General features: G+C 68.4%; 15 protein-coding genes. 7 read left to right on the top strand and 8 right to left on the bottom strand.

Annotated elements, in window-relative coordinates:
- Positions 1–2 precede the first annotated feature (2 nt).
- On the bottom strand, positions 3–1,307 hold the full coding sequence (gene mrf / locus A5789_RS20915; RefSeq protein ID WP_227462777.1) for a ribosome hibernation factor-recruiting GTPase MRF: 1,305 nt from the start codon (positions 1,305–1,307) through the stop codon (positions 3–5).
- A 94-nt stretch (positions 1,308–1,401) separates the two neighbouring features.
- Here mrf and rpmB point away from each other — a divergent pair, with 94 nt between their 5' ends.
- From rpmB to rpsR, 4 genes are all read left to right on the top strand, one after another.
- The gene (gene rpmB, locus A5789_RS20910) at positions 1,402–1,638 is read left to right on the top strand and encodes a 50S ribosomal protein L28 (RefSeq protein WP_063014262.1); all 237 of its coding nucleotides are present in this window, start codon (positions 1,402–1,404) and stop codon (positions 1,636–1,638) included.
- Positions 1,638–1,805, top strand: coding sequence for a 50S ribosomal protein L33 (gene rpmG / locus A5789_RS20905; RefSeq protein WP_062964848.1), 168 nt, complete (start codon positions 1,638–1,640; stop codon positions 1,803–1,805). Before rpmB ends, rpmG begins: the two co-directional genes overlap by 1 nt.
- On the top strand, positions 1,805–2,110 hold the full coding sequence (gene rpsN, locus A5789_RS20900) for a 30S ribosomal protein S14 (RefSeq protein ID WP_064901634.1): 306 nt from the start codon (positions 1,805–1,807) through the stop codon (positions 2,108–2,110). Before rpmG ends, rpsN begins: the two co-directional genes overlap by 1 nt.
- Before the next feature lie 97 nt (positions 2,111–2,207).
- Positions 2,208–2,462, top strand: coding sequence for a 30S ribosomal protein S18 (rpsR, locus tag A5789_RS20895; RefSeq protein WP_040722001.1), 255 nt, complete (start codon positions 2,208–2,210; stop codon positions 2,460–2,462).
- Positions 2,463–2,522: 60 nt separating this feature from the next.
- Here rpsR and A5789_RS20890 read toward each other — a convergent pair whose 3' ends face one another.
- Complete coding sequence (locus A5789_RS20890) at positions 2,523–3,083, bottom strand: LysM peptidoglycan-binding domain-containing protein (RefSeq protein ID WP_063014260.1); 561 nt, start codon at positions 3,081–3,083, stop codon at positions 2,523–2,525.
- Between the two features lie 187 nt (positions 3,084–3,270).
- Here A5789_RS20890 and A5789_RS20885 point away from each other — a divergent pair, with 187 nt between their 5' ends.
- The gene (locus tag A5789_RS20885; RefSeq protein ID WP_051755844.1) at positions 3,271–3,732 is read left to right on the top strand and encodes a hypothetical protein; all 462 of its coding nucleotides are present in this window, start codon (positions 3,271–3,273) and stop codon (positions 3,730–3,732) included.
- An 85-nt stretch (positions 3,733–3,817) separates the two neighbouring features.
- On the opposite strand, the gene purH is transcribed toward A5789_RS20885, so the two are convergent.
- The 6 genes from purH to sucC all read right to left on the bottom strand — a co-directional run bounded on the left by purH (position 3,818) and on the right by sucC (position 11,607).
- Positions 3,818–5,407, bottom strand: a complete 1,590-nt coding sequence (gene purH / locus A5789_RS20880) for a bifunctional phosphoribosylaminoimidazolecarboxamide formyltransferase/IMP cyclohydrolase (RefSeq protein WP_064901635.1) — start codon at positions 5,405–5,407, stop codon at positions 3,818–3,820.
- Complete coding sequence (gene purN / locus A5789_RS20875; protein ID WP_193615579.1) at positions 5,400–6,044, bottom strand: phosphoribosylglycinamide formyltransferase; 645 nt, start codon at positions 6,042–6,044, stop codon at positions 5,400–5,402. The genes purH and purN overlap by 8 nt, the downstream gene beginning before the upstream one ends.
- Before the next feature lie 65 nt (positions 6,045–6,109).
- Positions 6,110–7,858, bottom strand: coding sequence for a DUF6350 family protein (locus A5789_RS20870; protein ID WP_064901637.1), 1,749 nt, complete (start codon positions 7,856–7,858; stop codon positions 6,110–6,112).
- Between the two features lie 155 nt (positions 7,859–8,013).
- Complete coding sequence (locus tag A5789_RS38415; RefSeq protein ID WP_267466199.1) at positions 8,014–9,165, bottom strand: DUF5336 domain-containing protein; 1,152 nt, start codon at positions 9,163–9,165, stop codon at positions 8,014–8,016.
- Positions 9,166–9,511: 346 nt separating this feature from the next.
- Complete coding sequence (sucD, locus tag A5789_RS20860) at positions 9,512–10,426, bottom strand: succinate--CoA ligase subunit alpha (RefSeq protein ID WP_030515078.1); 915 nt, start codon at positions 10,424–10,426, stop codon at positions 9,512–9,514.
- 14 nt (positions 10,427–10,440) lie between these two features.
- Positions 10,441–11,607, bottom strand: coding sequence for an ADP-forming succinate--CoA ligase subunit beta (gene sucC, locus A5789_RS20855; RefSeq protein ID WP_064901639.1), 1,167 nt, complete (start codon positions 11,605–11,607; stop codon positions 10,441–10,443).
- A 633-nt stretch (positions 11,608–12,240) separates the two neighbouring features.
- On the opposite strand from sucC, the gene A5789_RS38600 reads away from it, so the two are divergent.
- Both A5789_RS38600 and A5789_RS20845 read left to right on the top strand, forming a co-directional pair.
- The gene (locus tag A5789_RS38600; RefSeq protein ID WP_063014243.1) at positions 12,241–13,533 is read left to right on the top strand and encodes a M23 family metallopeptidase; all 1,293 of its coding nucleotides are present in this window, start codon (positions 12,241–12,243) and stop codon (positions 13,531–13,533) included.
- Between the two features lie 26 nt (positions 13,534–13,559).
- Positions 13,560–14,087 (top strand): GNAT family N-acetyltransferase, encoded by a 528-nt coding sequence (locus tag A5789_RS20845; RefSeq protein WP_064901640.1) that lies wholly within the window; start codon positions 13,560–13,562, stop codon positions 14,085–14,087.
- Positions 14,088–14,101 lie beyond the last annotated feature (14 nt).

Here is a 14,101-nt window from a genome sequence, read left to right as displayed (position 1 = left end):
CCCTACCTTTCATTCGGCCGGGAATCGACACCGCGGCCGCTCGAGTTGTCGGATTGTGTTGTCTCGCAAGGGTCCTCGTGGAATTCGCCGAACGGATCGGCCCAGTGCGCGACCAGATCCGGCGCATTGCGCAGCAGGATCATCTCGCCCTCGTCGAGCAAGGCCCAGTGCAGCGCGGTACGGATCTCGTCCGCATCGGCGCCGCAGGTGAGGATCACCAGCGAGATGTCACGGTCCCCGAAATCCTCGTCCCAGCGCAGTGCCGCCAGCGCGCGCCGATCGGGGTCGACACACGCCAGTTCCGCGGGACTCATCGCCGCGAGCCACCGTCCCGCGTCGCCGACCCGCAATCCGCCACCGGCGGATTCCAGCCACACCACACGCTCGGGCTGAGTCGCCAGCCATATCCGCCCGCGCGCGGTGATCACACCCTCGAAGAGCACATCCAGCGCTTCGTGCAGGCGGGTCGGATGAAATGGGCGAGCGGTGGCGAATTCGATCAACGCCACACCGTGTTCCTCCACCAGCGGCGGCCGGCCACGCAACAGCGGCGCATGTGCGTCGAAGACGCGGCCGCGCCGGGAATCGGCGGGAATGCGGTCGAGTAGCATCTCGATGCGCGCCGCGGCGATGTCGCGCCCGTCACCGGCCCAGATCGACGGAGCCCGGGGCACCAGCCGATCCACGACCGCCCGCACCACGTCGCGCTCCGCGTCGCTCACCTGATCGGCCGCGAAAACCACCAGCGCATCGGCGAATTCGACCTGTCCGACGGCGAGCTGCGCCACGGTTCGATCGTCGTCCCCAGGCCCTCCCGCCCGTTCGTCGACGGTCTCGTCACTCAGCGCGTCCGCCGGCCAGCTGCGCGCATCGAGGCCGGTGACCACCGCCTCGATCCGCACATCGCGACCGGCAGGGCCGTCCACGCGGCCCACCAGGCCGACCACGGGTACGGTGTCGATCGCGTGGCATACGGCTTCCGCCTCGAAGGCCGGGTCGAGCGCGATCACGATGCGGCGCACCGAATCCCGGGCCGCCAACCGGCACAGCAGCGGCAGCAGATCGGCGCGCAGGGTGCAGGAGACGCAGCCGTGCGCGAGTTCGTGCACGCTCGCGGTCTCCCGGCCGTCGAGGCGCACCCGGCGACGCACCACGCCTTCCCGCAGCGAACTCAGATCGTGTCGCACGACGACCGTGCCGGGCGCCGCGCCCAGCAGTTGTGCGATGTGGTCCATGCCGTCCGCGACCGGCCCCTGGAAGCCCGCCAGCAGCACGACGGGCGTGCGGCGGTCGGGATGTGACAGCACCGGAACCCCTTTCGATAACGATTTTCATTTGCTACAGCCTCACGGTACAGTCTGCGGCGACCGTTGTCGAAAATCATTTTCAGAAAGGAGCCCCATGTCGGCCCACTGCCAGGTCACCGGCCGCAAGCCGGGCTTCGGTAAGTCCGTCTCGCACTCCCACGTTCGGACCAACCGGCGCTGGGATCCGAACATCCAGCGCAAGACCTACTTCCTGCCCAGCGAGGGCCGCCGCATCACGTTGCGGGTCTCGGCCAAGGGCATCAAGACCATCGACCGCGACGGGATCGAAGCGGTCGTGGCCCGGATCCGGGGTCGCGGGGAAAAGGTCTGATGGCGCGCAGCAACGAGATCCGTCCCATCGTGAAACTGCGGTCGACGGCCGGTACCGGGTACACCTACGTCACCCGCAAGAACCGCCGCAACGACCCCGACCGCATGGTGCTGCGCAAATACGATCCGCTGCTGCGCCGGCACGTCGAATTCCGCGAGGAGCGGTGATGGCGAAGAAATCCAAGATCGCGCGCAACGAGCAACGCCGCGACATCGTGGCCCGCTACGCCGAACGCCGCGCCGAGCTCAAGGAGCTGATCCGCGATCCGGCCACCGACGACGATCGCCGGGCCGCAGCGCAGCTCGCGCTGCAGCGGCTGCCGCGCGACGCCAGTCCGGTACGATTGCGCAATCGGGACGCCACCGATGGCCGCCCCCGCGGTCATCTCCGCAAGTTCGGACTATCCCGGGTACGTGTGCGCGAGCTGGCCGACCGGGGGGAGCTGCCCGGTGTACACAAATCGAGTTGGTAGACCATCGCAGATCTCGTCGGAAGGAACCGGCAGGAGCGGTCGGGGCGCCCGCGCGACAGCGTAGGACCAGAGCTCACGCCGAGAAAGGATGGCCCACATGGCAGTCAAGCGAGCACCGTCGAAGCGGATCCGCGCCGAACAGGCCCGGCGGCCCAAGAAGAACCCGCTGATCGCGGCCGGCGTCGAAACCGTCGACTACAAGGATGTGAACCTGCTGCGCACGTTCATCTCCGACCGCGGCAAGATCCGTAGCCGCCGCGTCACCGGACTCACCCCGCAGCAGCAGCGGCAGGTGGCGGTCGCGGTGAAGAACGCGCGCGAGATGGCGCTGCTGCCGTTCACCAGCAGGTAGCGAACGGACAAACGAGCGCCCCCGATACCGCGGCATCGGGGGCGCTCGGTCGTTTCCCGGTCAGGGAATGGTCAGCAGCTGACCCTCGTTGATGACATCCGGATTCTCGATGCCGCTCGCCCCGGCGATCTCCAGGTAGCGGTTGCCGTCGCCGTAGAACCGTTCCGCGATGGCCCACAGCGTGTCACCGGACTCCACGGTGTAGGTGCGGGGTTCCGGCGCCGCCGGCGGCGGAGGCACCTGCTCGGCGGCCGGAGCGGCGACCGGCTCCTCGACCACGATCGGGCTGTCGGTGTTGGTACCCGACGCCCACAGCGAGGCGCCGTCCCGGCCGTACAGGACGAGGTTGCGGTCCGATTGCAGGACCAGATGATCGGCGGCCTGCCCGTTGGTATCGGTGGCCCAGACGGGCCCGCTGCCGGAGTACAGCACGAAGTTGCCGTCCTCCTGCAGTACGGCGCGCTCGACGCCCCGCTCATGGGTCATGGTCGCCCACACGACGGTGCCGTCGGGCTCGGAAAGCACCAAGTTGCCGTCATTTTGGAGAGTCAGCGTGTACGCGCCGCCCTGAAGGGCCTGACCCAGGCCGAGTTCCTCGCCTACCTGCAACGTGTCGCCCACGCGGTGGATCCTTTCGAGAAGAGGTCGTGTCGATCGGTGATTCGATGGCGCAGAACCGCATTCGCTCATCGTTTGCGAACACTACTTGGCGCGCCTCGGATTTCGCAGCAGTTACGCGCCGGCGTTCGCAGAATGTTCACTGGGACGTGGCTCACAGCCACCTCGCCCCCGCCGATAGGGTGACTCCATGGACTCCATCCCCGGACGACGCCGCATCGCAGCGGCGGCACTCGCGCTCCTCGCACTACCGGCCCTCCTGGTCACCGCCTGCGGGAACTCCGACAACGGTGGGGCACAAGCGAATACGACGACAGCCGCGGTGAGCACTCCCACCGAGCAGAATCCACCGCAGCCCGGCCGGATGTTCACCGCCAACTCGACGATCACCAATCCGCACCCGCTGCCGTTCGACAGTTGGAGCCGGGTGGCTCCGGACCGGATCGCGGTGAATTTCCAGATCGGCTCACCGGAGTGTTACGGCGTGGACGCGACCACCACCGAAACCGACAGCACCGTCACCGTCGCCCTGAAGGCCGGCACCCTGCCCGAGGCGGCCGGGCGCATGTGCACCATGATCGCCGTCTTCGGCACCCTGGAGATTCCGCTGAAGAAGCCGCTGGGCGACCGGAAAGTGTTGAGCGCGAACTGATTCGCCCGGGTCAGCGAACGGCCCCGTCGAACGACGTCGCCGCCCGCCGGAGACTCCGGCGGGCGGCGACGTTCGTGTTCACCGATCAGTGCGCGAAGTGACGCGCCCCGGTGAGGTACATCGTGACTCCGGCCTCCCGGCAGGCATCGATGGTCAGCTGATCGCGCACCGAACCACCCGGCTGCACAATGGCTTTCACGCCCGCGGCGATCAGCTGCTGCGGACCGTCGGGGAACGGGAAGTAGGCGTCGGAGGCCGCCACCGACCCCTTGGCGCGGTCACCGGCGCGCAGCACCGCCAGATGGACGGCGTCGACCCGGTTGACCTGCCCCATGCCGACCCCGACCGAGGCGCCGTCGTGGGCCAGCAGAATCGCATTCGATTTCACGGCCCGGCATGCGCGCCAGGCGAATTCGAGGTCGGCGAGGGTTTCGGCATCGGCCGCTTCGCCGGTGGCGAGCGTCCAGTTGACGGGGTCGTCACCGTCCGCGTCGACGATATCGGTCTGCTGCAGCAGCGCGCCGCCGCTGATCGGCCGCAGTTCGACGCCACCGCGCCGGGGCTCGTCGGCGATCAGGATGCGCACGTTCTTCTTGCGCTGCAGCACCTCCACCGCGCCGTCGGCGTAGCCCGGAGCCACGATGACCTCGGTGAAGATCTCGGCCACCTGTTCGGCCATCTCGACGGTGACCTGGCGGTTGGCCGCGATCACGCCGCCGAACGCACTTACCGGATCGCAGGCGTGCGCCTTGCGGTGCGCTTCGGCGATATCGGCACCGACCGCGATGCCGCACGGATTGGCGTGCTTCACGATGGCCACCGCGGGTTCGGCGTGGTCCCAGGCGGCCCGCCAGGCGGCATCGGCATCGGTGTAGTTGTTGTACGACATCTCCTTGCCGTGCACCTGCTTCGCCTGCGCCAGCCCGGCCGGGCCGGAGTCGTTGCGATACAGCGCCGCCGCCTGATGCGGATTCTCGCCGTAGCGCAGCACCGCGTCGCGGGTCCACACACCGCCCATCCAGGACGGGAACCGGCTGTCCGCGTCGGAGTCCGCGGAATCGTCGGCGGTCAGCACGTTGGTCATCCAGCTCGCGACCGCGACGTCGTAACTCGCGGTGTGCTGGAAAGCCTTGGCCGCCAGCGTGGTTCGCTCGGCGAGGGTGAAACCGCCACCGCGCACCGCCGCCAGCACGTCGTCGTAGTCACCGGTGTCGACCACGACCGCGACCGAGGGGTGGTTCTTCGCGGCCGCTCGCACCATCGACGGACCGCCGATATCGATCTGCTCGACGCATTCGTCGGGTGTGGCGCCACTGGCGACGGTCTGTGTGAACGGATACAGGTTCACCACCACCAGCTGGAATGCCTCGACGCCCAGCTCCACCAGCTGATCGAGGTGTTCCTGCTTGCGGGTGTCGGCGAGGATGCCGGCGTGCACGCGGGGATGCAGCGTCTTCACCCGGCCGTCGAGGGTTTCGGGGAAACCGGTGAGGTCTTCGACCTTGGTCACCGGAATTCCGGCGTCGGCGATGCGGGCGGCGGTCGAACCGGTCGACACCAGCTCGACACCGGCCTCGTTCAGTCCGGTGGCCAGCTCGATGAGCCCGGTTTTGTCATAGACGCTCACCAACGCCCTGCGGATCGCCCTGCGTGCACTAACCGGGGACTCACTCATCTGGAATTACTGCCTTTCGTCCGTCGCAGACAATGCCTCGCGTGGCGACGGCGGCGACGGTCTCCGCCAGCAGCCGACGCTCCACAACTTTGATGCGCTCGTGCAGACTCGCCTCGTCGTCGCCGGGCAGCACCGCGACCGGCTCCTGAGCGAGGATCGGTCCGGTGTCGACGCCCGCGTCGACCAGATGCACGGTGGAACCCGTCACCCGCACTCCGTATGCCAACGCGTCGCGCACCCCGTGCGCGCCCGGGAAGGCCGGCAGCAGCGCGGGATGGGTGTTGATGATCCGGCCCTCGAATCGCTCCAGGAATTTCGGGCCGAACAGGCGCATGAATCCCGCCGACACCACCAGGTCGGGGGCGTAGGCAGCAACCGCGTCGGTGAGCGCGATATCCCAGGCGGACCGATCGGGATGGTCGGCGGGGGCGACACGGAAAGCCGGAATGTCGGCCCGCACCGCATGGTCGGTCGCCGCGCAGATCCGGTCCACGCCCACGGCGGCGATGCGCGCCGGGTAGTCCGGGCGCTCGGTGGCCGTGATCAGCGATTGCAGCAGCGATCCCGTGCCCGAGGCGAGTACGACAAGGGTCGCAGGCGCGGTCGGAGGGACCAGCTGGGCGGGCGGGGTGGTCAGCGCTCTACTCCCTGTGCGTCGGGGCTGCCGGAGGGCGGCGAACCCGAGGTCCGCCGGGTTAGAGCCTAACGACCGCCCCTGCCAGGACTCTCCGGCAGGTCACCCTCTATCACTTCGGCGTCGACGATGTCGGAGTTCCCGGCGTCGAATTCGTCGTCCGGATCGGCGTGCGCGGGCGCGAGATCGTCGTCGAGCAGTTCGCCGTCGACCTCCACCACCTCGACGGAGCCGGTGCGGCGGTAAGCCGGTCGTGGATAGTCGTCCTCGACGGCGATACCGTCGACATCGTCCTCGAATTCGTATTCGACATAGCGCGGGTCGTCGTACAGCTGGTCGATGTAGCCCGGCTCGGCGCGGTCGTCGTAGTCGTCGTCACGGTCGAAGTCCGGGTCGTAGCCGTGATCCCGGTGCTCGTGGTCGTACCCGCCCCTGTCGTACTCGTCCCCGTCGTTCTCGTCAATGTCGTACTCGTCTCGCGAGTAGTCGGTGGGCAGGTACCGGCCGCGGTGGCCGGAACGCCCGCCGAACCCCGGCTCGACCACAGCGGGCGGAATTCCGAGAATCCTTCTCCCACACAGCAATCCGAGATATCCGGCCACGGTCAGCCAGGCGAAGGTCAATCCCGCGGTGACCAGCACGCCGGGACCGATCTCGCCGAACGACCCGACCGCGCCGCCCGCCGGAAGTCCCAGCAGCACCATGGCGAGCGCCGCGAGCGCCGCCGAGAACACCGTCGCCCACGGACTGCGCACCTCGTCGGCGGAGTCGCGCGCGCAGTCCAGCCCGCCACGCACGCCGACCGCCGCCGGAACCAGCAGCAACACCGGCCACCAGGCGGCCGCGGGCCCGCTCGGCACCGCCGCGAGTACCGGCAGCGCGGGCACCGGCGCCCCGGCGACCGAGAAGACGCTCAGCGCCCCGGCGCCGATGTGCACGTCCGCACCGATCAGAACGCTGGTCGCCGCGATCACGACGTTCGGCAGATAGGCCAGCGACAGCACGGTCAACCCGACGACACCCGCGAAATTCCCTGCGGCCGCATAGGTATCGCCGATCACCGACCAGTGCAGCACGAACGACACCAGCGTGAGGATCGACCCGCCGAGCAGCAGTCGCCACAGCGCCCGCGCCGCCGCCCGCGCCCCGGCGAAAACCCAGTCCGGCAGATAAGAGGCGATCCGGTCGCGTAGCGCATTGGGCCTGGTCGCGATCCCGGTGGCCGCCGCGAGCAGATGTAAACCCCCGACACAGCAGAAGGCGGTGAGCGTATCGGGCGACTGCAGGGGCACGGCCGTCGCGGCGTCCTCGGCCACGGCCAGGCAGACGGCGGTGACCAGCAGCGGGCCCGCGAGCGCCGCGCCGACGATCCAGCCCGGATCGGCCCGCGAGGAACGCGGCGAGACGGCATGCGCGCAGTCGCGCATGGTCAGCCACAACACCACCGCGGTCGGCAGCAGCGGCAGCAGGCCGAGTGAGGTCTTGCCGACCACGACCGGGACCTGATGCACGGCCAGCCATCCGGCCGCGATCGCGCCGGACGCGCCGGTCATACCGCTGCCCGCGGCCATCAGCGTGACCAGCACGATCGCCACGATGGCGACCACGGTGAAACTCGACGCGCGGGCCGCGATGATGAGCAGCACCTTGGCCCGCTCGGGACTCAGTGAGAGGAATACCGGATCCTCGGGTCCGTCCGCGCCCGGGCCGTGACCGCTCCGCTGCTGCGGCGCATCGCCGTGCGAGTGAGCCTGCGCCGGTCTCGCGCCGGCCCGCTGTTCGCGAAGGTCGGCCCATCGGACCAGTGCGGACTTCATAGAACTACCTCGCGGGATCCTGGTTGACTCGTCCGGTTGACTCGCCGAAGCACGACACCACCACCGACATGTCAGGGTGTCAGCTGGAAACGGATCGGCGAGTCAGGCGCGCCGTGAAGAGCGCCTGACTCGCCGATCGTCGCGTCGGAGCGGATCTACTTCTGGTCGTCCTCGGGACGGAAGGCCTTGGTGGCGTCGGCGGCCGGGTTGCCGGTCTGCTCGCCGCCGAACGGCTGGGCGCCGGGCTGACCGGTCTGCCCCGCCTGGCCCTGCTGGCCCTGCTGACCGAAGTTCAGCGAACCGTACTGCTGGCCGGGCTGACCGGGCTGCTGGCCCGCGGCGCCGAAGTGCTGGGTCGCGGCCTCGTCACCACCGGTCTGCGGGCGCTGACCGTAGGGCGACTGGGCGCCCTGCTGGCCGTAACCCTGCTGGCCCGGCTGACCGTAGGGCTGCTGGCCGGGCTGGCCGTACGGCGAGGGCTGCTGGCCGTACTGCCCCTGGGCGTACTGCTGGCCGTACTGCCCATAGCCGGCCTGCTGCTGACCTGCCTGCTGCTGGGCCTGACTCTGCGCCTGGCCGTACTGCTGGCCGTACTGGCCGTAAGCGGCCTGCTGGCCGGCCTGGGCCTGACCGTAGGACTGCTGCTGGGCCGGCTGGCTCTGGCCGTAGGAGGACTGCTGGCCGTAGGCGCTCGACCCGCCGGCGCCGGGAGCGGCGGCCGCTGGCTTGGCCTCGGGCGCGGAGAGGATACCGGTCTCGAACAGCAGCGCGACCACGGCGGCGGCGAGCTGCACGAGCGCCAGGAAGACCAGGACCCAGGCGGTGCCCGCGGTCTTGTACAGCGTCGGCGTCACGAACGCCTGGAACAGGACGCCGAGGAAGCCGGCCGCCGAAGCCGCCGCGACCACCCCGTTCTTGGCTTCCTGCTTGGGCAGCAAGGCGATACCGGCCACGAGACCCGCGAACAGCAGCAGCAACAGCGGGGCCGTGCCGCCCTCCTGGAACAGGCTCATGCCCTTGTCGGGCTCCTTGGAGCTGTTCATCGCGCCCTCGTCGAAGGTCGAGAAATCGAGGAAGCCCAGGAAGAAGTTGATTACGCCCAGCGCGGCGATTCCGACGGTCAGGTAGAACGTCAGACCCTTGCCGCTCAACGCCGAAAGCCCCGAGCCGCCGCCGGTACTACCTGTCGGCTGCTGGCCGAAGCTCGGGGCGGACGAGGGTGTGGGCCCGGGCGTCTGATTGGGCGCGTTGTACCCGGATCCCCCGGTCGGGTAGGACATGTGGTCGTCTCCTATCGAGTCCTTCATCGGCTTTCAGGCTGAATGCCCTTGACGCTACTGCACTCGAGCGCGCCGGTCACGGCCACGACGCCACTGGCGGCAAGCTCGAGAATTCACTATGAACCGCATACCCGTCTCGATCGTGTTGTCACCGAAGACGATCGGAGGTATCGGATGGACGTTTCGGAAATGTTCTGCACGGTGGTGCGGACGCTGGGCCTGTGCCACCTGCTCCCGGCACCCTGAACGACGGTTGTTCCCTGCCCACGACAACCGCTGCCGACCTGCCCACTGCCCGGCAGCACGTCGTTCACCTGCCGAGATGAAAGAAGGCCGCCTTGTCGCAACAAGGCGGCCTTCGCAGTACCTGCGATCAGGCGGTGATCGAGGCCTTCTCCAGGATCTCGCGCGCCAGGGCGGCGGTCTCGGACGGGGTCTTGCCGACCTTCACGCCCGCGGCCTCGAGGGCCTCCTTCTTCGCGGCCGCGGTACCCGAGGAACCGGACACGATGGCGCCGGCGTGGCCCATGGTCTTGCCCTCCGGCGCGGTGAAGCCCGCGACGTAGCCGACGACCGGCTTGGTCACGTTCTCCTTGATGTAGGCCGCGGCCCGCTCCTCGGCGTCGCCGCCGATCTCGCCGATCATGACGATGAGCTTGGTCTCCGGGTCCTTCTCGAACGCCTCGATGGCGTCGATGTGGGTGGTGCCGATGACCGGGTCGCCACCGATGCCGATGGAGGTCGAGAAGCCGAAGTCACGCAGCTCGTACATCATCTGGTAGGTCAGGGTGCCCGACTTCGACACCAGGCCGATCGGACCCTTACCGGTGATGTTGGCCGGGGTGATGCCCACCAGCGACTCGCCCGGGGTGATGATGCCGGGGCAGTTGGGGCCGATGATCCGGGTCTTGTTGCCCTTCTCCACGTTGTAGGCCCACGCGTAGGCGGTGTCCTGCACCGGGATGCCCTCGGTGATGACCACCAGCAGCGGGATCTCCGCATCGATGGCCTCGATGATGGCGTCCTTGGCGAACTTCGGCGGCACGAAGGCGATCGACACATCGGCGCCGGTCTCCTTGATGGCCTCGGCGACGGTGCCGAACACCGGCAGCTCGACGGCCGAGCCGTCCTTGGCGGTGTGCGACACGGTGGTGCCGGCCTTGCGGGCGTTGACGCCGCCGACGACCTGGGTGCCCGCCTTCAGCATCAGCGCGGTGTGCTTGGTGCCCTCACCGCCGGTGATGCCCTGGACGATGACCTTGGAGTCCTTGTTCAGGAAGATAGACATTTCTCGTTCGTCCTTTACTTGGCCGCAGCCAGTTCAGCGGCCTTGTCGGCGCCTTCGTCCATGGTCTGGGCGAGGGTGACCAGCGGGTGGTTGGCATCGACGAGGATCTTGCGACCCTCCTCGACCTTGTTGCCGTCGAGGCGGACGACCAGCGGCTTGTTCGCCTCCGACCCCAGGATCTCCAGGGCCTTGACGATGCCGTTGGCCACCGCGTCACACGCGGTGATGCCGCCGAACACGTTCACGAACACGCTCTTGACCTGCGCGTCGTTGAGGATCACGTCGAGACCGTTGGCCATCACCTCGGCCGAGGCGCCACCACCGATGTCGAGGAAGTTGGCCGGCTTCACGCCGTCGTGCTTCTCACCGGCGTAGGCGACGACGTCCAGGGTCGACATGACCAGGCCGGCGCCGTTGCCGATGATGCCGACCTCACCGTCGAGCTTGACGTAGTTGAGGTCGTTCTCCTTGGCCTTGAGCTCCAGCGGATCGGTGGCGTCACGATCGGCGAACTCGGCGTGGTCGGGGTGGCGGAAGTCGGCGTTCTCGTCCAGGGTGACCTTGCCGTCCAGCGCCAGGATCTCGTTCTCCGGCGTGCGGACCAGCGGGTTCACCTCGACCAGGGTCGCGTCTTCGGCGACGAAGACCTCCCACAGCTTCTGAATGGTCACCGCGGCGGCGTCCAGCACGTCGGCGGGCAGGTGGCCCTGCTCGGCGATGGAGCGCGCGAAGGCCAGGTCCACACCCTTGACGGCGTCGACCGGCACCTTGGCCAGGCGGTCGGGCTTGGTGGCGGCGACCTCTTCGATCTCCACACCGCCCTCGACCGAGCACATGGCCAGGTAGGTGCGGTTGGCGCGATCGAGCAGGAAGGAGATGTAGTACTCCTCCGCGATGTCCTTGGCCTCGGCGACCAGGATCTTCTTGGTCACGTGGCCCTTGATGTCCAGGCCCAGGATGTTGGAGGCGTGGGTGAAGGCGTCGTCCGGGGTGGCGGCGTACTTCACACCACCGGCCTTACCGCGGCCACCGACCTTGACCTGCGACTTGATCATCACAGGCTTGCCGATTTCGGTCGCGATGGCACGGGCGTCCTCGGCCGAGTCCGTGACGCGGCCCTCCGACGAAGGCACTCCGTGCTTCACGAAGAGTTCCTTCGCCTGATATTCGAAGAGATCCATGTACTCACCGTCTCGTCTGCGTTGTTGTGACAACGACTTTGTTGGCGGCCCGTCGTCGGAAGCGGGTCGAGTCGGACTCTAATCAGTTCGATGTCGCCGAAATCAGCCGCATACAGCCTAAGTGGCGCAGGTCACGAGCGGGCATCCGCCCGGGCAAAACCGCTGGCCAAGGCTACTGGCGAGTAGCTTGCTGACACGCCGCCAGGTAGGGCGGACGATGGTCCGAATTGCCACATTGGCTACTACATAGTGTAGTTGCCTGTTCTCACTCGCGTGCCCAGCGGGATGTGAGATATTCCGAGAGTCAGACGTGATCAATCTCACAAGTACCCCCTTATCGAGCGGAGCGCTTGCCCACCTGCAATCGTTTCGTTACCGTCGATGCGGTCGATGTCACAGCCAGATCACAGGCGTGACGGGAATACTCGTCACTCGGTCGGAAGACCCAGCTGGTAGAACACCTGGTACAAGACATCGGCGAACCCACCCGGATGAGGCCGCGTACACCGCACCGATCAGGAGGACGGCAGGCTTGTTGCAGCACAGTGCTCCGCAGGTAGCGAGCCGTTGTACCGGCGCAGCGCGTCCCGCGTCATCCGGCTCCCCCGCGTTATCCGGTCTCGGAGTCCGCCGATGAGTCACGGTCGCCTACAACCCGGGCATCGGCCGCAGTCCGCTCGCCGTTACCGCGCCGACGGTGAATCCCTCGACCAGCATCCATACTTCGGTGGTAACCAATCCTTCGGCGGTTACACCGGTACCCGTTCCGAGGAGCCCGCGGCCGCGCCCGTGCGCAGTATGCCGGGGCGTGCCGACAGCTGGATGCCGTCCGGTGGCGCGGCCGTCGTCGGTCTCACCGCGACCACCGCACACTCGACCGAGAACACCTGGGGCGCAACCGGTTCGGACGATTCCGGGCAGTGGCAGCCGTGGGGCGCCCAGGCCCGGCCCGACGGTGACTGGACCGCCGATCCGCAGTGGCCGCGGACCGATGAATGGGCCGCCGCCGATCCCGGTTACGACGACAGCCGGGGCGTGCACTACCCCGAGGACGAGGCCGACTACGAGGCCGCCGACGGCTACGACGAGCCCGCCGGCAACGAACCGTTCAACCTGGCCCGGCTGCGCAGCCCCTGGAAGCGTGACGGCGCCGAGGCCGAAGAGGCCGGCGCCACCGCGGAGGGCCCGAAGCGGTTCAGCGGCGCACACCGGGTGCCGACCCCACCGGCCGCGCTCAAGGGCCGTGCCGCCGTGGTGGCGGTCGCCGCCGGCGCGGTGGTCGCCGCCGGACAGGCCGGAATGGAGTCCGGCAGCCAGCACCACAATGCGACGGCCGACTACGACGCCGCCGGTCAGGTTCACGAGATCGCGGCCCAGGCGGTCAGCACCCAGGCGGGTAATCCGCAATCGCCGCAGGTTCTCAATGTCGCGCCGGTCGCGGATCTCAGTCAGTTCCAGGACATCCTGCAGCACGGCCAGGAATTCGCCGCCGGACTCGCGGCCCAGGAATCGGCGAAACTGCGTCCCCTGTTCTCCAAATTCGCCAACGGCACCTTCACCTCCGGCTTCGGTAGCCGCTGGGGTGTGCAGCACCTGGGTGTCGACATCGCCGCCCCGATCGGTACCCCGATCTACGCGGTCGAGGACGGCGAGGTGATCAGCGCCGGCCCGGCCTCCGGTTTCGGCATGTGGGTCCGCCTGCGGCACGCCGACGGCACCATCACGGTCTACGGCCACGTCGACACCGCCACCGTCTCGGAGGGCCAACACGTGCTGGCCGGCGACCAGATCGCCACCGTCGGCAACCGCGGCTTCTCCACCGGCCCGCACTGCCATTTCGAGGTGTGGCTCAACGGCCAGGACAAGATCGACCCGCTCCCCTGGCTCGCCTCCCGCGGCATCTCCCTCGGCCCCGAACGCGACTAGGTTCGGGCGGCGGTCACTCCGGCGTCATGATCGAAATCAGGGTGGTCGGCGCTGAGGACTGGCGCATCTGGCGCCGAGTTCGGCTGGCAGCACTGGCGGGGGCACCGCGGGCGTACCGGACCCGGCTGGCGGAATGGCAGGGCGACGGCGATCGCGAGCACCGCTGGCGCGCGCGGTTGGATATCCCGGGAGCCCGCGATCTGCTGGCGTTGCACCACGGCGAACCGGTGGGAATAACCAGCGGGGTGCCCGGGCCGGAAGATACTGCGGCCAGGGTGATTTCGATGTGGGTCGACCCGTCCGCGCGGGGTTTGGGCGTCGGCGATCTGCTGCTGACGACTGTCGAGCGCTGGGCTGCCGAATGCGGCTACACCACGCTCCGGCTCGGTGTCTTCGCCGACAACGAGCCCGCCATCGCGCTGTACCGCCGTAACGGATTCGAATTCGAGACCGGGCCCGGCGAAGACGCCGAACGGTTCCAGCGCACCGATCTCGACTCGGACGACCGCGTGGAACTCGTCATGGTCAAGGCCGTGGTCCCGGCGCGCCGCTGAGCGCGAGTCCGCCG

Source organism: Nocardia sp. 852002-51101_SCH5132738, assembly GCF_001665695.1.
GTDB classification, from domain to species: domain Bacteria; phylum Actinomycetota; class Actinomycetes; order Mycobacteriales; family Mycobacteriaceae; genus Nocardia; species Nocardia nova.
Note: the sequence above shows the minus strand (reverse complement) of the source record. Positions and strands in the feature narration are given on the sequence as shown.